Source organism: Brevundimonas sp. (assembly GCF_018608325.1).
Taxonomy (GTDB): Bacteria; Pseudomonadota; Alphaproteobacteria; order Caulobacterales; family Caulobacteraceae; genus Brevundimonas.
On record NZ_JABAZW010000101.1, the window covers coordinates 1 to 20128 of the forward strand.

The 20128-nt window shown below is 66.4% G+C and carries 17 protein-coding genes, 1 pseudogene and 1 riboswitch; of the genes and pseudogenes, 11 read left to right on the top strand and 7 right to left on the bottom strand.

From position 1 onward, the window contains the following. Positions 1 to 82 precede the first annotated feature (82 nt). Positions 83 to 1264 carry a cystathionine gamma-synthase gene (metB, locus tag QZ281_RS09990; RefSeq protein WP_292227852.1) on the bottom strand — a complete coding sequence of 394 codons (1182 nt, stop codon included), beginning with the start codon at positions 1262 to 1264 and terminating at the stop codon, positions 83 to 85. Beyond that, positions 1261 to 2301: a homoserine O-succinyltransferase gene (locus QZ281_RS09995; protein ID WP_292227854.1), complete on the bottom strand. Its 1041-nt coding sequence runs from the start codon at positions 2299 to 2301 to the stop codon at positions 1261 to 1263. Before QZ281_RS09995 ends, metB begins: the two co-directional genes overlap by 4 nt. Positions 2302 to 2379: 78 nt before the next feature. Continuing rightward, positions 2380 to 2493: riboswitch (SAM riboswitch) on the bottom strand. Positions 2494 to 2900: 407 nt separating this feature from the next. On the opposite strand from QZ281_RS09995, the gene QZ281_RS10000 reads away from it, so the two are divergent. Further along, positions 2901 to 4637, top strand: a complete 1737-nt coding sequence (locus QZ281_RS10000; protein WP_292227857.1) for a homoserine dehydrogenase — start codon at positions 2901 to 2903, stop codon at positions 4635 to 4637. Positions 4638 to 4640: 3 nt separating this feature from the next. After that, entirely contained in the window at positions 4641 to 5585 is a 945-nt protein-coding gene (thrB, locus tag QZ281_RS10005) for a homoserine kinase (protein WP_292227860.1), read from the top strand. A gap of 21 nt (positions 5586 to 5606) precedes the next feature. Here the strand turns inward: thrB and QZ281_RS10010 are convergent, their stop codons facing one another. Next, complete coding sequence (locus tag QZ281_RS10010) at positions 5607 to 7721, bottom strand: hypothetical protein (RefSeq protein ID WP_292227862.1); 2115 nt, start codon at positions 7719 to 7721, stop codon at positions 5607 to 5609. A 173-nt stretch (positions 7722 to 7894) separates the two neighbouring features. On the opposite strand from QZ281_RS10010, the gene QZ281_RS10015 reads away from it, so the two are divergent. Together QZ281_RS10015 and QZ281_RS10020 are read left to right on the top strand one after the other, a co-directional pair. Continuing rightward, the gene (locus tag QZ281_RS10015; protein WP_292227865.1) at positions 7895 to 8593 is read left to right on the top strand and encodes a polysaccharide biosynthesis/export family protein; all 699 of its coding nucleotides are present in this window, start codon (positions 7895 to 7897) and stop codon (positions 8591 to 8593) included. Continuing rightward, the gene (locus tag QZ281_RS10020) at positions 8590 to 9858 is read left to right on the top strand and encodes a hypothetical protein (protein WP_292227867.1); all 1269 of its coding nucleotides are present in this window, start codon (positions 8590 to 8592) and stop codon (positions 9856 to 9858) included. Before QZ281_RS10015 ends, QZ281_RS10020 begins: the two co-directional genes overlap by 4 nt. Here QZ281_RS10020 and QZ281_RS10025 read toward each other — a convergent pair. The 3 genes and pseudogenes from QZ281_RS10025 to QZ281_RS10030 form a co-directional block, all read right to left on the bottom strand. Continuing rightward, positions 9845 to 11191, bottom strand: a complete 1347-nt coding sequence (locus tag QZ281_RS10025; protein ID WP_292227870.1) for an O-antigen ligase family protein — start codon at positions 11189 to 11191, stop codon at positions 9845 to 9847. The two genes, QZ281_RS10020 and QZ281_RS10025, sit on opposite strands and share 14 nt — an antisense overlap. Then, entirely contained in the window at positions 11188 to 11349 is a 162-nt protein-coding gene (locus QZ281_RS18220; RefSeq protein ID WP_363297743.1) for a hypothetical protein, read from the bottom strand. Before QZ281_RS18220 ends, QZ281_RS10025 begins: the two co-directional genes overlap by 4 nt. 16 nt (positions 11350 to 11365) lie before the next feature. Continuing rightward, a pseudogene (locus tag QZ281_RS10030) lies at positions 11366 to 11992 on the bottom strand (WecB/TagA/CpsF family glycosyltransferase); the annotation flags it as partial. Between the two features lie 101 nt (positions 11993 to 12093). Between QZ281_RS10030 and QZ281_RS10035 the strand changes: the two are divergent. From QZ281_RS10035 to QZ281_RS10065, 7 genes are all read left to right on the top strand, one after another. Beyond that, positions 12094 to 12768 carry a sugar transferase gene (locus QZ281_RS10035; RefSeq protein ID WP_292227876.1) on the top strand — a complete coding sequence of 225 codons (675 nt, stop codon included), beginning with the start codon at positions 12094 to 12096 and terminating at the stop codon, positions 12766 to 12768. Beyond that, positions 12765 to 13715 carry a glycosyltransferase family A protein gene (locus QZ281_RS10040; RefSeq protein ID WP_292227878.1) on the top strand — a complete coding sequence of 317 codons (951 nt, stop codon included), beginning with the start codon at positions 12765 to 12767 and terminating at the stop codon, positions 13713 to 13715. Before QZ281_RS10035 ends, QZ281_RS10040 begins: the two co-directional genes overlap by 4 nt. Further along, the gene (locus tag QZ281_RS10045; protein WP_292227881.1) at positions 13712 to 14680 is read left to right on the top strand and encodes a glycosyltransferase family A protein; all 969 of its coding nucleotides are present in this window, start codon (positions 13712 to 13714) and stop codon (positions 14678 to 14680) included. The genes QZ281_RS10040 and QZ281_RS10045 overlap by 4 nt, the downstream gene beginning before the upstream one ends. Positions 14681 to 14788: 108 nt before the next feature. Next, the gene (locus QZ281_RS10050) at positions 14789 to 15544 is read left to right on the top strand and encodes a transaldolase (protein ID WP_292227884.1); all 756 of its coding nucleotides are present in this window, start codon (positions 14789 to 14791) and stop codon (positions 15542 to 15544) included. Between the two features lie 2 nt (positions 15545 to 15546). Continuing rightward, on the top strand, positions 15547 to 16104 hold the full coding sequence (locus QZ281_RS10055; protein ID WP_292227887.1) for an HAD family hydrolase: 558 nt from the start codon (positions 15547 to 15549) through the stop codon (positions 16102 to 16104). 7 nt (positions 16105 to 16111) lie between these two features. Then, positions 16112 to 16726: an SIS domain-containing protein gene (locus QZ281_RS10060; protein WP_292227890.1), complete on the top strand. Its 615-nt coding sequence runs from the start codon at positions 16112 to 16114 to the stop codon at positions 16724 to 16726. A gap of 11 nt (positions 16727 to 16737) precedes the next feature. Continuing rightward, a complete protein-coding gene (locus QZ281_RS10065) occupies positions 16738 to 17745 on the top strand; it encodes a hypothetical protein (RefSeq protein WP_292227893.1) in 1008 nt (335 codons plus the stop codon). Between the two features lie 16 nt (positions 17746 to 17761). On the opposite strand, the gene QZ281_RS10070 is transcribed toward QZ281_RS10065, so the two are convergent. Continuing rightward, the gene (locus QZ281_RS10070; RefSeq protein WP_292227896.1) at positions 17762 to 19654 is read right to left on the bottom strand and encodes a gamma-glutamyltransferase; all 1893 of its coding nucleotides are present in this window, start codon (positions 19652 to 19654) and stop codon (positions 17762 to 17764) included. Positions 19655 to 20128: the final 474 nt, after the last annotated feature.

Consider the following 20128-nt stretch of genomic DNA (forward strand, 5'->3'; position numbering starts at 1 on the left):
ACCTGACGTCCTAACCGATAGACGAAGGGACCGGCTGGGGCGGCGCATGTGCCCCGGATCGGCCCCTTCTGCAAGCAAAAAATTACGCCGCTTCCGCCTTTTGCGGCGCCAAGGCGTCCAGAGCCGGGATCAGGTCGGCGATCAGGTCCTCGACATGCTCCAAACCGACCGACAGGCGCACCAGGCCGTCGCCGATTCCCGCGGTGGCGCGTTGCTCTGGCGTCATGGCGGCGTGGGTCATGGTGGCGGGGTGGGCGATCAGGCTTTCAACGCCGCCCAGCGATTCGGCCAGGGTGAAGATCTCAAGCTCTTCGACCAGTTCACGCACGGCGTCGGTGCCGCCGTTCAGCTCGAAGCTGAGCATGGCGCCGGGACCGGCCTGCTGGGCCGCGACAAGCGCGTGGGTCGGGTGGGACTGCAGGCCCGGATAGTGGACGACCTTGACCGCCGGATGGGCGTCCAGAAGCTCGGCGATGCGGACGGCGGTGGCCTGCTGGCGCTCGATGCGGGCGAACAGGGTGCGCACGCCGCGCAGGGTCAGATAGGCGTCGAACGGGGAGCCGGTCACGCCGGTGCAGTTGGCCCACCAGGCCAGGGTTTCGTGATCCGTCGGATCGGCCGAGATCACGGCGCCGCCGACCACGTCGGAGTGGCCGTTGATGAACTTGGTCGTGGAGTGGACCACGAAGTCGGCGCCCAGCTTGATCGGGTTCTGCAAGGCAGGCGACAGGAAGGTGTTGTCGCAGACGACCTTGGCGCCTGCTGCATGGGCGCGGGTGCAGATGTCGGCGACATCGACCAGGCGCAGCAGCGGGTTGGACGGGGTCTCGATCAGCACCAGCTTGGGTTTCAGCGCCAGCGCGGCTTCCAGGGCTTCAGGATCGCCCTGATCGACCAGCAGCAGCTCGAAGTGGCCCTGACGTGCACGGGCCGTCAGCAGGCGGCAGGTGCCGCCATAACAGTCGTGCGGCGCGACCAGCAGATCGCCGGGCTGCAGCAGGATCAGCGGCAGATCGACGGCGGCCATGCCAGTGGCGGTGATGACGCAGCCCGCGCCGCCTTCCAGTTCGGACAGGGTCTCGGCCAGCACGTCGCGGGTCGGGTTGCCCGAGCGGCTGTAGTCGTACTTCCGCTTCTGGTCGAAGCCTGCGAACGAATAGTTGGACGACAGATACAGGGGCGGCATGACCGCGCCGTGGGCCGTGTCCGAATCCACGCCCGTGCGGGCGGCGATGGTGTGCGGGTCGGCAGGGCGGCGGGTCATTGCTTGATGTCCTTGAAGGCGGTGCGGAGGATGTCGCCGACGAAGGCGTCCTCCTTAAGAAAGGCGTCGTGGCCATAGAGGGAGGGGGCTTCGACGAAGCGCCACAGGGTCGGCAGCCGCGCGGCCAGTTCGCGGATGTCGTCGATCGGCACCAGACGGTCGGAGGTGAAGCCGATCAGGGTGACGGGGGTTGTGATCTTCTCCGGCGTGACGCTGTGGCGGTCCAGGGAATCGGACATCGACAGCCAGCGGGCCGGGGTGGTGTGGGTGCGATAGGCCTCGCCGCGCGCGGTCAGATATTCGCAGATCGGATAGGCGCCGCCGACGGCGTCGGGCGCGGTGGTTTCGAACCGGTCGTTGAACTCTTCGGCGGTACGGTAGGTGGTCATGGCCAGCTCGCGCGCCAGGGCCACGCCTTCCTCCGGGCGGCCCGCATCGACGGCGAACTGCAGGATGCGGCGCTGGATGCCGCGCCAGGCGGTGGCTTGCGGATGGGCGCGGTGGGCGGCGGAGACGACGATCAGTTGCTCGGCCCAGTCGGGGTAAAGCTCGGCGAAGGCCAGACCGACCATGCCGCCGTAGGAACAGCCGACGAAGGCCGAGACGCGCTCGATCTTCTGATGGTTCAGCACTAGACCCAGCAGGCGGGCCTGGTCTTGCGTGGTGATGGTGACGGGTTGATCCAGAAACTCGGCGCCGGGCGCGAAATCGACGGCCAGAACCTGATAGCGCGACAGGTCGATGGGGCCGCGAACTGACACAGCGCCCGACCACCAGCCAAGGCCGTTGGTCTCGGTGCGGTGGACAAAACGACCGGCAGAGATGCCGCCCGCGACGACGACGACGGGTGCGCCGGCGCGGCCATGAATGCGACCTACAACATTGGGTTGGTTCAGTTTTTCGCCCGATGCCAGGCGGAAGTCGGCGGGAATGGCGACGATGACGTCACGCGCGCCGCCCCGTTCACGAACGGGGGCGTCAATGGGCTCGACCCGACAGTCGGGGTCTTCCAACAGGGATGTTTCAGCAAGGGTCATATCGTCGTCCGCATCGTTCTCGCCTCAGCAAGATCTCGATGCGATGACAGATCGTGGAGCGTCGCCTCGTCGATGCTCCACTCATCTCTCGCGATCCCGAGGGATCTCGCAGGAGTTGGCACCGTTTCGGGCGGAACCCGATGGTTGCCCCAGCGTCAAAGGGCCTAATCCCTCAGCTGGTCTTGATGAGTAGCCTTTACGTTGGTTGCAGCGCGTCATTTCGTCAAGAGAAAAAATCCACCCCATATGAGGGATGCTGTGTGCTGTGCCGGGTCCGAAACGAGCAAAAAGACACGCGTGGTGAAAAATTCATCTAACGCGCTTGACAGCATGGGGGGCAAGCCATCACCCTGAGGCTCAGATTTAACCGGATCCCGTCTGTGCAACAGCGCTCGATCATCGCCGCAACTTCCGCCGTCGCGCTCACCGCGACGCGCTTCGGCATGATTACCACCGGTACGACCACCACCATGCCCCCCAGGGCGGGACGAGTTTAGCACGCCGGAAACCCGGCAAGGCAGAACCCCAACCCCGCCCGGATCGCCAGGCGGGGTTTTTTGATTTGACCCCACGCACCCCACCGAAACCCGAGAAACCCGATGTCCGTCTCACTCGCCGTCGTAGAGAACCCTGAGAAACCGGCCTTAGCCGCCCAGACCGCCGAGGTTGTGGTCATGAAGTTCGGTTCGTCCATCCTGCGCAGCCCCGCGGAGGCGCCGCTGGTGGCGTCCGCCGTCTATGGCCACGTCCGGGCGGGGCGCAAGGTGGTGGCGGTGGTCTCGGCGTTCAGCGGGGCGACGGATCGTCTGCTGGCCGAGGCGCGCTCGCTGGGGTTGCCGCATTCCAACGACCTGCTGCCCGGCTATGTGGCGCTGGGCGAGGAAAAATCAGCGGCTCTGGTGGCAATCGCCTGCGACCGGATCGGCCTTGACGCCTGCGCCTTGTCGGTGCGGGAACTAGGGATCGTCGCCGAGGGCGAGCCCGAGCATTCGCGCCCCAGCGGCCTGCGCGCCGATCACCTGAAACAGGCGCTGGAGCGGCACGAGGTGGTGGTGGTTCCCGGCTTCGGCGCGATCAAGTCGGACGGCAAGCTTGCCCTTCTGGGACGCGGCGGATCGGACCTGACGGCGGTCTTCCTGGCGGCCGAGCTGGGGCTTAACAAGGTGCGTCTGGTCAAGGATGTGGACGGTCTCTACGACCACGATCCCAATGATCATTCCGCCCCGGCGCTGCGCTACCGCCGCGCCTCGTGGGATGTGGCGCGCAAGCTGGGCGGCGCGCTGGTTCAGCATGACGCCATCGACCTGGGCGAAAGCCGGGGCGTGGAGATCGAGGTCGCGGCGCTGGACCGGGCCGACGGCACGGTCATCGGCGAACGCTCGGCGCCTCCCGGTCCGGCGCCCGCGCTTCCGCCGCTGAAGGTTGCGGTCGCAGGCTGCGGCGTGGTCGGCGGCGGTGTTCTGGGGCGTCTGCTGACGGACCCGCGCTATGACGTGGTCGGGGTGCTGGTGCGCAATCCGGGCAAGGTGCGCGACGTGGCCTGTCCGCAGTCGCTGTTCACCGCCGATGCGGATGAACTGCTGTCGCGCAAACCTGATATCGTTCTAGAGGCCCTGTCAGAAGGTGAGGCCGGTCATGCGGTGATCCGCGCCGCGCTGGAAGCCGGTTGCGACGTGGCCAGCGCCAACAAACAGGCGGTCAGCCGCGATCCGGGCGGCCTGCAGGACCTGGCCAAGGCCCATGGCAAGCGCGTCTTCTGGTCGGCCTCGGTCGGCGGCGGCGCGCCGATGGTGGAAACGGTCCGCGCCGCCCGCGCGGCAGGCGAGGTGGTCGGTTTCGAGGCCGTCCTGAACGGCACCGTCAACTTCATGCTGGAGCGTCTGGGCGACGGCGCCGCCTTCTCCGAAGCTCTGGCCGACGCCCGCGCGGCGGGTTTCGCCGAAGAAGACCCGTCGTCGGATCTGGAAGGTCTGGACGCAGCGGCCAAGGTGCGCCTGCTGGCGTTCGAGGCCTTCGGCGTCTCGCCTGCGGTCGAGGACGTGCCGCGCGACCATCTGACGGAATCCACTGACGCCAGCGGCGGCGTGCGCCAGCTGGGCGCCGCCCATCTGAAGGACGGGGCCATCAGCCCTTCCGTCTCGCTGAGCGCCGACCACGGCGACCCGCTGTTCTCCAACCTGAGCGGCGAGGGCAATGCGCTGAAGGTTTATGGCGCCGACGGCCGCGTCTGGCGTTGCCGCGGGCGCGGCGCAGGCCGCTGGGCCACGACCGAGAGCATCATGGCCGACCTGGCGGAAATCGTGCGCCTGCGCCGTGCAGACGCGGGCCTGAACTAGACCATGGCTGTCTTCACCCCTGTTTCCATTGACGAGGCCAAGGGCTTTCTCGCCGGGTACGACCTGGGCGAGGTGGTCGAACTGACGCCCATCGCCGAGGGGGTGGAGAACACCAACTATCGGCTTGAGACCGAAAATGGCCGCTTCGTCCTGACCCTGTTCGAGGGGCGAACGGACGAGGCGTCCCTGCCTTTCTGCCTGGGGCTGACGGCCCATCTGGCGGCGCGCGGCTTTCCCTGCCCGACGCCGATCGAGGACCGGTCCGGCGCCTGGCTGGGGCGTCTGAACGGACGTGCGGCGGCGGTGATCGAATGGAAGACCGGCGCCTGGCTGCGCAGCCCCTCAGAGGCTGAACAGGCGGCGGCGGGCGCCGTGCTCGCGCGCCTGCACCAGACGGCGGCAGGGTTTGAAATCCAGCGCGAGAACCCGGTGGGTCCGGCCATGTGGCGGCGTCTGGCAGACCGTTGTGAAGCGGGCGCCTCTGGCGAAGACCGGGTCTTGCTGGATCAGGTCGAGGCGGCTCTGGCGCGTCTGGGCGATGTCTTCGGCGCCGGCCTGCCGGGCGGGCCGATCCATGCCGACTATTTCCCCGACAACATCCTGTTCGAGGGCGGGCAGGTTTCGGCGGTCATCGACTTCTATTTCGGCTGCAACGGCGCCTTCGCCTATGATCTGGCCATCGCCCTGTCGGCATGGGGTTTTGACGCCGAAGGCCGTGCGCTGCCGGGCGCCATCGCCGCCTTCCAGCGCGGCTATGAATCCGTGCGCCCGCTGACAGAGGCCGAGCGCTCGGCCCTGCCGAAACTGGGCGAGGCGGCGGCCCTGCGCTTCACCCTGACCCGCCTGCACGACCGCATCTTCCACGACCCCTCCAAACTGGTGACGCCCAAGGACCCAGCGGTCTTCCTGCGCCGTCTGGAGCACTGGCGCGCAGTCGAGACGGCCTGAGGGGTCAGGCGAGCCTTTGTGTCAGATCCGCGAATAGATGAAGCGTGGAATGTGGAAGCTGCGCATGTTCAGGATCACGCCGGCGACCTTGCCTCCGGCGGATGTGATTCGTTCGATCAGGTTTGCGGCGACGGCGGTGCGGGTTTCTTCGGCTTCCACCACGATCACTGAGGCTTCGGCCAGCGGCGCGAGCAGCAGGGCGACGGTGGAGCGGTGCAGGGCGGGCGCGTCGATGATGATGACCGGATACAGCGGACGCAGGCCGTCGATGAAGGTCCGCCAGCGTGCTTCGGAGATATTGGAGCCCGCGCGCGCCATCGGCGTGGTGACGTGCAGATTGCTGCCTTCCACCTGAAGCACATAGGGGCTGCTGGCGATCTTGGTCAGTTGGGCGCCTGCCGAATGCAGCGCCAGGGCGATCCCGTCCGAGGCGACGGGTTCTGCGTCAATCAGCAGGGTGGGCACGCCTGAGCGGAAGGCCGAGGCGATGGCCAGGTCCAGGGCGATGCTGGTCACGCCTACGCCGTCTTCGGGGCCGGCCAGCACCATGACGCCCGATCCGGTGGGCGTCTCACGCAGGCGGCGCAGCACCAGTGCGGCGTCGTCGCCGGTCAGGCGTTGCGGCAAGGGCCGCCAGCGCGGCATCAGGGTCTGGTTCTCGTCGTCCATCAGCGGCACCGCAGCCAGGACAGGATTGCGCAGACGGCTCTCCACATCGCGCGGGGTGACCATGACCGGCGAGGCGGCGGCCGAGACGATGATCACGGCCAGTGCGGCCAGAATGCCGACCAGCAGGCCGGCGGCCAGGATCAGCATACGTCCGGTGCGGGCCTTGGTCGGCACCTGGGCGGCCTCGATGACGCGGACGTTGGCGTTGGCCCCGGCGATGCTGTTCTGCAGACGTGTGTCCTCGGCGTTTCCAGCGACGCTGCGATAGGCGGTTTCGGTCAGGGTGCGCTGGCGCACCAATTCGCGATACCGGGGGCCGATCTCGACCAGTTGGGCCAGGCGTGTGCGTGAATCCGACAGGGCCTGATCGACCTGGGCCTTGCCCGCCCGCAGGCCTGCCAGTTCGCCGCGCGTGGTGGCCAACTGGGTCTCGATCTGCTGGCGGACGGGGTTGGGGCCGCTGCGGACCAGATCGGTCTGGGACTGTGGGGCGGCGGCGATCTGGGCCTCAAGATCGGCGATCTGGCGGTTCAGTTCGACCACCAGCGGATAGTCCTCGGCATAGCGGGCGGCGGCGACGCGCTGACGCTCGCGCAGCAGCATCAGGTTCTGGGTCAGGGCCGTAACCTGCTGAGACCGGGTCTGATCCGTGTTCAGCGAAATTTCGGGGTTTGCCGCGCGCAGTTGATCCGACAGGCGGTCGGCGCGGGCGGCGGCGGTGGCGATCAGCTGCGACTGGGCCGCGACCTGTGCGGTCAGCGTCGTCTGCTGCTGCTGAACGGCCTGAACCTCCTGGTCGAAGTCGCCGATGGCGTAGCGGTTGGACAGGTCGGCGATCTGGCTTTCGGTCGCCGCCAGTTGATCGGACAGTTCGCGTTGCTGGTCCGTGACGGCGGCGCTGTCGGAACGCTGGAAGATTTCGCGTCGGTTGGCGATGTAGCTGCGCACCAGCCGATTGACGAAATCGGCGGCGACCTGCGGATCACCGTGACGCAGCCGCACCTCGATCGTGTTCGACTGGGGCACGTTCTGGATGCTGAGGTCGCGGTCCAACTGCTCCAGGGCGCGGTTCATGCCTGCAGCCCCATCGCCGATCTTGGGATAGACGCGGTTCAGGCCGATGTCGGTCAGGGTCTTCTCACGCAGCTCGCGCGAGCCGAGAATCTCCATTTCCGCATGGACGATCTGGGCGCGGTCAAAGGTGGGCAGGCCGCCGTTCGGGTCGTCGCCGACCGAGCGGCGGAACACATATTCGTCGCCCAGCAGGATCAGCAGCCGCGACTGGGCCGTATAGACCGGCTTGGCGAAGGTCGCCGCCGCCAGCGCCAGCAGCACCGGGATCAGCAGGGCGATCAGCGCCTTGCGCCAGTGGTAGAAGATCGGCGTCGCCAGATCGCGGATCGTTATCGTCAGACCCTGGGGGGAAGGACGTCGTTCACGCACATCTGTCGGAGTTTGATCGGTCAATACGCGGGCTCTGGGCAGAAGCGTCCCGGCAGACGGGCCGGGGCTGTCAGTCCAGCCCATCCTATATGTCTCTGAGTCGCATGATAAAGGCCAGCGCGGCATTGGCTTTCTTCGCGAAAGACAGAAAGATGCGCTATGCGGCCGCACGCGAGTCGGTCGGAGATGGAGAGCCGATGTCCCCCTGGCGACTATGTGTGATCGCTCTGGCGTTGCTGGCCTCCGCCTGCGCCTCCAATGGAGGCCGCGACAGCGCGCAACCCTATGATTTCGCGCCCTGGGGGCAGGACGACTACCAGTATCGACTGGGGGCGGGCGATGCGCTGCGCCTGTCGTTCATTGTCGAGGACGGGCTGGACAAGGATGTGACGCTGGGCCCGGACGGGCAGGGAGCGTTTCCGGTCGTCGGGCCTATCCCGGTCGGCGGCCTGACCGTCCGTGACGCCAGCCAGCGGCTGACCGAGGCCTATGCGCCGGTGCTGCGCAATCCTCAGGTCCAGATCAGCGTCGTCACCTATGGCGCGTCCCAAATCTATGTCGGCGGCGAGGTGAAGACGCCGGGCGTGGTGCAGATCAGGGGCGAGATGAACACCGCCCAGGCCGTTCTGGCCGCAGGCGGCTTCGCCGAGACGGCGGGCACGGGCAAGGTCATCATCCTGCGTCGCGTGGCCAACGGACGTTTGGCCTCACGGATCGTGGATGCCCGCGCCCTGATCAACGCCGATCAGCGCCAGGACTTCCTGCTGCATCCGGGTGATCTGGTCTTCGTGCCGCGCAGCAAGATCGCCGAGGTCAATCTGTTCGTGCGTCAGTATCTGAACGGCATCCTGCCCTTCAACTTCGGCTTCAGCTACGACCTGAACCGCTTCCGATGAGCGGTCTGTCCCGGCTGGCTGGCGCGTCGCGCTATCTGACAGCCATCGTCGAGCAGGGGCTGTTCTCGCTGCTGAACCTGGGCGTGGTGCTGGTTCTGGGGCGATTGATGACGCCGGAGCAGTTCGGCGCCTGCATCTTCTGGTTCGCGGTCGCCTATGTGCTGGCCAGCGTTCAGAACGCGGTTAGCGTGGCGCATCTGCAGGTTCTGCCCGCGGCCAAGGGCCATGATCCGCTGCGGCTGGAGACAGAGCGGGTGATGCTGGCAGCGACCGGCGTGTTTCTGTTGGTGACCGCGATCGGCACGGCTCTGGGGGCTGGATTGGCGGCACGTGCGGGGGCGTTCGGCGTCTGGACCGCCGTGCTGTTCGTGCCCGCCTATCTGCTGCAGCAATATGTCCGTCTGACCTGTTTCAGCCGGGGCGAGGGCGTGACGGCGACGGTGCAGACGGGGGCGGTCCTGCTGGTCGCGGTGATCCTGCTGACGGGGGGCGCGTTCGTCTTCCGGCCGCTGACCGCCGAACATGTTCTGGGCTTGATGGGCGCGGCCTATGCCCTGGTCGGGCTGGCGGGTCTGTGGCGGGCCAGTGCGGGGCTGCGGCAGGGGCTGTCCAGTTCTCTGGGCGGCTATCTGGCCTATGTGCGGCAGTCGGGCTGGCTGTTCCTGGGTGTGTCGAGCACGGAAATCCTGGCGCGTTTCTATGTCTTCGCCGTAGGCGCCGCCTATGGGCCGGGGGTCCTGGCGGCCCTGTCGTTCAGCCAGACCTTCCTGCGTCCCGCCCCGTTGCTGGCCTCGTCATGGAGCATGGCGGCGCGCAGCGATCTGGTGGCGAAACGTGAGGCGAAGAACTGGCGCGGCTATGTCGGTCTGCTCAGCGTGTCGGCGCTGGCGGGCGTGGTGTTTTCGATCCTGTGGGCGGGCGTCATCTGGGCGGCGTGGCCTATGATCACCGCCTGGCTGTTTGACGACAAATACGCCGACGCCCGCTGGATGTTGCCGCTGTGGGGCATCAGTGCGGCCTTCGGTTTCATGCAGGTGGTGGTGTCGACGGGATTGCAGATCCTGAAGGCGTTCAAGGCCCTGGCCCTGGCCAACGCCGCCGCTTCGGCCGTGGCGGCTTTCGGCGTGCTGTGGGGCATTCATCACATGGGCGCGGGCGGGGCGATACTGGGCACAGCCGCAGGGCAGGCGCTGGAGGCGGCGGCCATGCTGGCGGTTCTGGTCGTGCTGATCCGGCGTCTGTCGTCCGAAACTAGGCGCGGATGAAGCGTCGCTCGATCTCGATGCCCAGCAGCAGAAGCACGGTGCCGAAGATCGAGTTGGCGGTGAAATAGCTGCTTTCCATGAAGTTGTGGCCGAACACCATCAACGGAAAAACGCCCAGAACCAGCGCCGCGCCGAAGGCCTGAGGCTGCTGCCCGCCGACCGTCTGACCGATCAGGGCCAGGCCGCCGCCCAGCCAGCGGAACAGGATGACGACCGCTCCGACAAGCCCGACCAATCCCGTCGTCACCGCCAGATCCAGAAACCCGTTGTGCGCCTCGTTGGTGAAGGCGTCGGGCTGGGCGAACCAGGCGTCGGTCTGCAGGCTGGGCTGCACGCCCGGATCAATGTCCCAGAAGCCGCCAAAGCCCCAACCGCGAATGGGGCGCTTTACGAACTCGTCCCAGACGAAGGCCCACACGTCGGTGCGCTGGGTGAAGGTGATGCCCGCAAACGGCGCCCAGGGATCAGCCGCGGTCATGTAGCAGAAGGCCAGCCAGCCGAAGATGATGCTGGCCAGTGTCAGGGCCGCCATAACCATCAGCCCGTAACGGACGATTCTTCTCTGGGCCATGATGACGACAATGACGGGTGTGGCGCTGACCAGGGCGGCGAACAGGCCAAGGCTGGTCTTCGATTGGCTGGCGACCAGAAGTACGACGGACAGGAATGTAACCGCCCACCAGAATGATCGGGCCTTCCACGTCTCACGCGACCAGGCGTAGGTGCCGCAGACGAAGCCGGACAGCAGCATCACCGCGCCCAGGGTGTTCTTGTGCGAATGGATGGCGGCCAGACCCAGATCGGTCATCGAAACGCCGGGCATGACCGCCCATGACACCAGGTCGACAGCCACCAGGATGGCGCATCCGACAGCCAGGGCCAGATGCAGGCGGCGGCTGTCCTTCAAACCGATGGTGATGGCCACGCAGATCACCAGGTTGACCACATAGAGGATCAGGCGTCGGGTCGAGACGGCGGGGTCCAGCGCCCACCGCGTCGTCAGGGCGAACCAGCCGAACAGGATCAGCAGGGGCAGAAGTCGCAGGGCCATGCTCGGCAGGTCGGCGCGCCGGAACCACAGGATCGGCGCGGACAGTCCCAACAGCGCCAGCCAGATCAGCCGGTTGATCGGCGATGTCTCGGCGCCACCTGTCAGCGGGTCCAGGGTGATGTCATGCTGATACGGATTGGGGCCGATGCAGATGTAGAGCAGCATCAGCACCAGAACGGCCCCGGCCCAGAGGGACAGGACCTGATCCGCCTGACGGCCGCGCGCCTGCTGTGTGGCGTCGATCCGGCCTAGCCAGGCGTCCTTGACGGAGGTTTCGGTCACGGGGTCTGGCGGTCAGGCGTCTTGAGCCTGAGGCGGAATGAAAGGGCGTCGAGCAGGCCCAGGCCCAGACCATAGAAGCCCCGCAGCAGATAGCGTTTCCACAACCGCTCCGGTTCGCGCGCCAGTCGGTACAGCCACACCAGACCGCGATTCTCCATCCACAGGGGGGGCGGGGGGCGTGCGGCCGATGATGGTGTTGATCGAACTGCCGATGCACAGGCCCAGGCCCGTGGCGCGGCCGTCGTCGATCAGGCGCTGGCAGAACTTCTCCGACTGGGGCGGTCCCATGGCGACAAAGACGAACCGGGCCGGGTGGGCGGCGACGAAGTCGATGGCGGCGGCGACAGCCTCGGGCTTGTTGATGAAGCCCATCGGCGGATTGTGGTGGGCGATGTTGGTCAGGCTGAACTGACACGCCAGATCGGCGATCACTTCGTCTTCGCCGCCAATGATGGTGATGGCTTCGTCGGGGGCGATTGTGCGCAAAAACAGGACATCAACGATATGTGCGCCCGGTGCGAATCCCAGATCGACACCACCGAACCGGGCGGCCTGTTTCAGAACGCGGCTGTCATTGGTGCTCAGCCAGGCGTTGGCGCTGATGCGATTGAACTCGTCGTCCTTGCGGCGCAGCCAGGCGTGCTCGGCGTTGGGCGTGATCAGAATATCAAAGGGCAGGCCTGCCGGACGGGCGGCGACGGCCGCGACGGCCTCGTCCAGCGACAGGGCGTGAAAGCGCAGGCCCGCGAAACGGATCTCGGGTCGGGCGGTGAATGTGTGGCTGGCTGGAAGACTGTTCATTGATGCGACTGCTGTGCTCTACGCGCAGCATGAATGCAATTTGCTTGCCGGGATCGTGGTGACGCAGGTGGCGTGGCCTGGTTCTTGATAAGATGCCGCACATGATCGACGCCGCTTTTCCCATGCCCAAGAACCAATTGACGCCGCCGCGACTGGCGGGCGGACGCGATGTGCGTGGCGGATTGGCGCTGAAGCGGGTCATGGATGTGGCCATTTCAGGCGCGCTTCTGGTCGTGCTGTCGCCGTTCCTGGCCGCGATTGGTCTTGCCGTGAAGGCGACTTCTCCGGGGCCGGCCTTCTATGGGCTGGACTGGGTGGGGCAGGGCGGACGCCGTTTCCGGGGCTACAAGTTCCGCACCATGGGCGTCGGCGCCGACCAGCAGGAAGCGGCGTTGCAGGCTCAGAACGAGATGAACGGCCCGGCCTTCAAGATGGAGAATGATCCGCGCATCACTCCGCTGGGCCGGTTTCTACGACGCTACAGCCTGGATGAACTGCCCCAGTTGTGGAGCGTGCTGAAGGGTGATCTCAGCCTGGTCGGCCCGCGTCCGCCGCGCGCCCATGAGTACGCCCAGTTCACGCCCTTCCAGATGGGCAAGATGGCGGTCAAGCCGGGCATCACCTGTCTGTGGCAGGTCGAGGGGCGGCATCGGATCAGCGACTTTGACGACTGGGTGCGGCTGGACGTGCGCTATATTGAGACATGGTCCCTGTGGCTGGACGTGAAGATCCTGTTCCGCACGGCGGGCGTGGTTCTGCGGGGGACGGGCGTATGAGCGTGGACATCAGCGTCGTCATCCTCAGCTACGACCGGGTGCATCTGCTGGAGCGGACCCTGCTCGGGTGCGCGACCCAGGGGGGCGACTGGGGCGGCTTCGAGATCATCGTCGTCGATAATCACCCGGACGAACTGGCGCGGTCGCTGGTTGAGGGGCTGGCGGTCGAGACGGGCGTGGCCATGACCTATCTGGCCGATCCGCGCCGCAACATCTCCATTGTCCGCAACAAGGGGATCGCGGCGGCACAGGGGCGTTACGTCGCCTTCATCGACGATGACGAAGAACCCCAGCCCAACTGGCTGGCGGAACTGACCGCCTGTCTGGACCGCACCGGCGCCGACGCGGCGTTCGGCCCCAAACTGCCCGAGTTTGAGGGCGGTCGCGCCCCCGACTGGGACCCGGAGGGCTGGCGCTATACGCTGGATTTCCAGATGCCGACGGACGAGGAAATCCACATGTTCGGGCGGCTGCGCAAACGCGGCAAAGGCCTGGGCAGCGGCAACGCCGCCTTCCGCGTCGCCACCTGCCTGTCTGGCCCCGAACCGTTCAGCGTCGCCTTCGGCAACGCCAATGGTGAGGACACCCAGTTGCTGTTCCGGCTGGCCATGGCGGGCAGGCGCTTCGTCTGGTGCCCCGGCGCCGTGGTGCATGAGTTCATCGAACAGAGCCGGGCGCGCCCTGACTATATGGTCACACGGATGAAGCGCGGATCGCAGCACTATGCCGTGTGCCGGATCGACACCAGCGACAACAAACCCCTGACCACGGCCAAGGTCGCGCTGCTGGGGCTGGCGCAGATGACGGTCCACGCCGGTCTCTATGTGGCCAGCGGCGAGTTTCTGGATCGTCAGCATCGCTATGACCACCGCATCGGCATGGCCAAGGGGTTGGGCAAGCTGACCTGGACGGCGCCGATCGGCTTCATCGAGGAGAAGGCGGCGTGAGCGGGGCGTCCCCCGATCTGACGCTGGCCATTCTGACCTATGACCGGCCCGCCGGGCTGGAGGCGACGTTGATGTCGTGTCTGGCCCAGCAGAACCGGCTGAACCTCAGCATCGAGATCGTCGTGGTCGACAACCACCCCAGCGGCAGCGGTCGGGCGGTGGTCGAGGCCATGTCGACGGGCGCCCGCTGGCCCATCCGCTATGTGTCGGACCTGACCCGCAATATGGCGACCCTGCGTAATCGGGGCTTCGCCGAGGCGCGCGGGCGCTGGCTGGCGGTCATTGATGATGATGAGACGGCGGCGGACGACTGGACCGACGCCCTGGTCGGGGCGCTGCAGGCCACGGACGCCGACATCGCCGTCGGGCCGCGTTTCGCCGTGTTCGAGGCAGGGGCGCCGCCCGCCTATGATCCCGAAGGACGTCAGTTCGTGCGCGACCTGAACCTGCCTGATCTGGCCGAGGTCGAACTGACCGGTCCAACCGGCAGGCCGCGCTATGGTCTGGGCACCGGCAATTCCATCTTCGACATGGGGCGCTGTTTCCCGAACGGCGAGGCGGCGATGCGCGAGGCGTTCGGCGATGCGGGCGGCGAGGACGCCGAACTGTTTGTGCGCCTGCACCGGCAGGGGCGGCGCATCGTCTGGGCGGCCCGTGCCAGAGTGACCGAAGTCGTGTCCCGGAACAGGACAGAAGTCCCGTACCGCCTGATCCGCACCCGTCGCGAAACGCAACACTATGTCTTGATATACGTCGATGGCGCGGCCAATCCGACACTGGCGAGGGCCGAGCTTTTCGCAAAAGGGTTAATACAAACGGTTGTCGGCGGGCTGCTGACCTTCATCACCCAAGAGCGCCGGTCGGACCGTCGTCTGCGCTGGCGCATCCTTTTGGAACATGGACTTGGCAAGCTGACCTGGCGTCGCCCCATCGGCTTTATCGATGAAAGCGCACCGCAACCGTGACGCTTGCGACGGGTTTTTGAGCTTGTCGCGTTAACGAATTCAAAGAGCAAAGCTCGCGCGGCACGTATCTTGGACATATGAGGCCGCACGCTATTTCTAGGAACACCCATGCTCACCCAGGTCGATCAATCCGCGCTCGTCAAAGCGGCCTCCACGCCGTCGCTCGACGGGCTGAAGCTGTTCGGCGACGGCGCCAGCCTCGCAGACTTTTCGCGCCTGTATGATCAGGGGCATGTGACGGGTTTCACCACTAATCCGACCCTGATGTTCAAGGCCGGGATCACGGACTACGCCGATTTCGCGCGCCAACTGATCACCCTGATCCCCGACATGCCGCTGTCGTTCGAGGTCTTCTCCGATGATTTCGTCGAGATGGAGCGTCAGGCCCGTCTGATCGCCAGCTGGGGCGACAACGTCTATGTGAAGATCCCGATCACCAACACCAAGGGTCAGTCCAGCCTGCCCATGGCCAAGGCTCTGGCTGCGGACGGGGTCAAGCTGAACATCACCGCCATGCTGACGCTGGAACAGGTCGCTGAGGCGATCGAGATTCTGGCCGACGACACACCTGCCATCCTGTCGGTCTTCGCCGGCCGCATCGCCGACACCGGCGTTGATCCTGTGCCGGTCATGCGGGCCGCCGTCGCCATGGCGGCGCGCAAGCCGTTGGCCGAGGTGCTGTGGGCCTCGACCCGCGAGGTGTTGAACGTCTTCCAGGCGGCTGAGTGCGGCTGTCACATCATCACTGCGACGCCCGACATCCTCAAGAAGCTGGACATGGCGGGCAAGGATCTGGGCGAGCTGTCGCTGGACACCGTGGCCATGTTCCGCGCCGACGCCGTCGCCGCTGGGTTCAGCCTGTAATCATGCCCGGACGCCCCGCCATTTTTCTGGACCGCGACGGCGTGCTGAACGACGTCGTCTGGCGGGACGGCAAGCCTGCCTCGCCGCGAACCGTGGACGAACTGCGGATCGCGGACGGGGCGGCTGAGGCGGTGCGGGCGCTGCGGGCTGCGGGCTATCTGACCTTCGTGGTCACCAACCAGCCCGACGTGCGGCGCGGCAAGATGACGGCTGGGGCTCTGGACGCCATCCACGCCGCCCTGATCCAGACGGTTCCGGTCGAGGAGGTGCGGGCCTGCCTGCACGACAACATCGACGCCTGCGACTGTCGCAAGCCCAAGGCCGGCATGCTGCTGGATCTGGCGGCGCGCTGGAACATAGACCTGTCCGCCAGCTGGATGGTCGGCGACATGGACCGCGATGTTCAGTGCGGCCGGGCGGCGGGCGCCCATACGGTCCTGTTGGGCCGTGACTACAACAGCGGGAGCGGCGCGGACGTCGTGGTTCCCGATCTTCGTCAGGCTGCGGCCTGGATTCTTCACACTTCGCTGGCGACTTTGACGCCGGAACTTCAGGACTAAAACAGCCATGTTTGCTGACCATTTCTTCGCCGCCGCTGAAAAGGCGATGGCCGCCATCGACCGTAACGCCGTAGAGGCCATGGCCCAGCGTCTGGCCGAGGTGCGCGAGCGCGGCGGGCGCCTGTTCCTGATCGGCGTCGGCGGCAGCGCCGGTCACGCCAGCCACGCCACCAACGACTTCCGCAAGATCTGCGGTTTTGAAGCCTATTGCCCGACCGACAACGTCTCGGAACTGACCGCCCGCATCAATGACGAGGGCTGGGAAGGCACCTTCTCGACCTGGCTGGAGACCAGCCGCCTGAAGCCTGAAGACGGCCTGCTGATCTTCTCGGTCGGCGGCGGCAGCATTGAACCGCCCGTCAGCGCCAACATTGTGCGCGCCATCCAGTTGGCCAAGTCGCGCGGCGCCATGGTCACCGGCATCGTCGGCCGCAACGGCGGCTATACGGCCCAGGCGGCGGACGCCTGCGTCGTCGTGCCGACGGTTGATCCGCAACTGATCACGCCGCTGGTCGAAGGTCTGGCCGCCGTGGTCTGGCACCTGCTGGTGTCCCACCCGGCCCTGGCCCTGCACAAGGGTCACTGGGAGCAGATCGCGCCCGTCGCCGCTCCGGCCGTCTGAGGCCGCGCGTCATGATCACGACCCGCATGCCGCTGCGCGTCACCCTGGGGGGCGGCGGCACGGACCTGGAAAGCTATTACCGGCACGACGGCGGCTTCATCTTCGCGATGGCGCTGGATAAATACATCCGCGTCGTCGCCCACCGTCCGGCCTTCGACGACCGGGTGGTGGTCTATGGCCCCCAGCCCGAGGTGTCGCCGCGCGCGACCGAGGTTCAGCACGAACTGGTGCGTGCGGCCCTGATGGCGCACGGCTTCGATGATCGGGTCGAGACGGCGTCTCTGGCTGACATCGCGGGCGGCACGGGGCTGGGCTCGTCGTCCAGCTTCCTGGTCGGCTTCCTGAACGCCCTGCACGGCCTGAAGGGTCAGAAGCCTTCGCCTCAGGCCTTGGCCGAAGAAGCCTGCGATCTGGAAATCCGCGTCCTGAACAAGGGCATCGGCAAACAGGATCAGTATATGGCGGCCTTTGGCGGCCTGACCACGCTGGACATCGCGCCGGACGGTCAGGTGGTGGTCGAGCGCGTCGATCTGGACGCCGAGGTCGAGGCGGCCTTCATCGAACACACCCACATCTATTACACCGGTCTGCGCCGCGACGCCGCCGTGGTTCTGGCCGACCAGCACACGGCCATGCTGTCAGAAGCCGCCCCGCGCCGCGAGACGGTCAGCGACAGCCTGGGCTTCATCAAGGACCTGGGCTACCGCATCCGCGACGCCTGGACGGCGGGTGATCTGGACGGCTGGGGCCGGATGCTGGACGAGCACTGGACCCAGAAGAAGAAGCTGTCGGGCAAGATCAGCTGGTCCGCCGTCGACGACCTCTATGACCATGTGAAGCGCGACATGGGCGTGACCGGCGGCAAGGTTATCGGCGCAGGCGGCGGCGGCTTCCTGATGCTGTTCCAGCCCGGCGACGGCGCAGAGCTTGAGGCCTATATGGCCGCCCAGAACATGCCGCGCCTGCGCTACGGCATCGACCGCACCGGCTCCAGCCAGATGGCGGAAGCCCCGCGATGATGGTGCGGGCGGGGCGTCAGTACCCCACCGCATAGCCCATCCGGCGGGGATCTCCGCCGGCCATGGGCTGTCCGTCGGCTGAGATCAGGATGCCCTGGATGCTGCCGATGGAATAGGGACCGACCGGGCCGACGCTGTGTCCCAGCGCCGCCAGTCCGGTGAAGGTCTGGGTCGGGAAGCGTGATTCCAGCTGCAGTTTGATCGCGGCGCCGGGCGTGTAGAAGCCCGGTTCTGCATCAATGGCGAAACGCGGGGCCTCGATGGCGTCCTGAATGGACATGCCCCTGTCGATCACATTGACCAGTGTCTGGAACTGGGTCTGGCCGATGGTCTCGCCGCCGGGCGATCCAAAGATCATCCGCAGTTTTCCATTGTCGCGCACGATCACCGGGCCGTTGCCAAGCAGGGGGATGCGGCCGGGGGCGACGAAGTTGGGGTGGTCGCGATAGGGGGCGGTCGAGCCTGTCCGCAGGCCGTTGTTGCAGATCAGGCCGGTGTCGCCCATCACCAGCAGGGTTCCGAACCCGCCGCCCAGGGTGGTGGTGCAGGCGATGGCGTTGCCCTCACTGTCGATGACCGACAGGCTGGTCGTGTCGCCCGGAACGCTGGGGGCGCGCAGATGTCGGCGAAGGCCTGTGCGTCCGCCGCCGGGCAGGTCCGCGCCGGTCGGATAGGCGATGGCGGCGTCAGGGTTGATCAGTCTGCGGCGCTGATCGGCGAAGGCCTTTGAAGTCAGGACGCCGACGGGAACGGAAGCCGAGGTCGGATCGGCGGCGTAGCGGTAGACGTCGGACTTGGCGACCTTGATTGTTTCTGCAAGCAGGTGGATTGCCTGCGGGCTGTCGGCAGGCAGGCGTCCAATGTCGAAGCCTTCCAGCAGGTTCAATTGCTCGCACATCTCCAGCCCGGTGCGGGAGGTCAGCGGGCTGCAATAGACGTCCACGCCGCGATAGCGGGTGTTTACCGGCGCGGCCCATTGGGGGCGATAGTCCTTGAAGTCCTTCATGCGCAGCCACCCGCCGCCCGCCTCGGAAAAGCGGGCCATCTCCTGGGCGACCGGCCCAAGGTAGAAGTGGTCATAGGCGGCTTGAAGCGCGGCGTTTCGGTCCGCGCCCGCGTTCATCGCCGTCGTCTCAGCATCCGCCAGCGCCTGGAAGGTGCGGGCCAGCGGCAGATTTTTGAACAGGGATCGGGGCGCAGGCGGCTGACCGCCCGGCAGATAGATGGCGGCGGTCGTCGGATAGCGCGCCAAGGCTAACTGCTGGCGGCGGATGGTGTCGACGATCGAGGCGTCGATGGGATGGCCATCGCGGGCGTAGTCGATGGCGGGCTCCAGCAGTGTGGACAGCGGCAGGCGGCCGAAGCGGCGGGCCAGTTCGATCCAGCCGCCGAATGCGCCCGGTGTAACCGCCGCCTTGTGCCCCGCGACCAGTTCCGCCGGGTCGACCTGATTGTCCAGCAGGCCGGGCGCAGCACCAGTGAAGGCCAGTGAAACGACCTCGCCAGTCTTCTTGTCGAGGCAGGTGGCGAAACCATTGCCCGCGGCACTGGACGCCCAGGGCTCGACCACGTTCAGAACGGCCATGGCGGCGACGGCGGCGTCAGCGGCGGTGCCGCCCTGCATCAGCATTCTGACGCCCGCCATCGAGGCCAGCGGATGGCCGGATGCGACCCCGCCATTGGGCATGGGAACCTCGACACGGTGCGAGGAAATGGTTGCAGCGCCGCTGGTCGGCGCATCCGGCGCCTGCCGCCCAACGCCTGTCTGCATGATGGGGCGGGCAAGGGCGGCCTTTGCGGGGGACAGGGCCAGAGCAGCACCGCCTGCGGCGCCCAGGAGAAGCTGGCGACGACCGATCGACGATGCGTGTGTAGGTTTTTCTCGGTTTTCACGCATGGTCCCGCACATGATTTCTTCTTTTCCCGGTTTCGGATCGCCCGAATGGTACGGGGCGACACCGTGGATGAGGATCCGCGAGGGTATGCGCAAAAACCGTAGAATTTCCAGATGTTCGGACGGTGACGTGGACACGCCAGGTTGATGTCGACGTCTCTTAGCGGGCCCGCACTACCCTGGTGGTGCATTTTTACGCGCGTCGGATGTTTACAAATCTGGCGATACCGACAGTATTTCTAAAGTGCGCCGCCGTTGACCCCCCGTGCCTGCTGGCGATGATGGGGGTGTGATCTGGCGGGGGCGTCAGTTCGACTGCTCATCCGGGGGGATCAAGTATGCGTTGCATTCGATGTCGAAACACCTGGGGCCGAACACGGCTTTAGGTTGAACTTCGACGGGCCTGCCTTTGTCGGCGGCCGCCAAATTACACACTGACGTGCCTCTGAATTTTCATCCAGCGGCGACCAGAGTCCTTGGGTTAGTTAC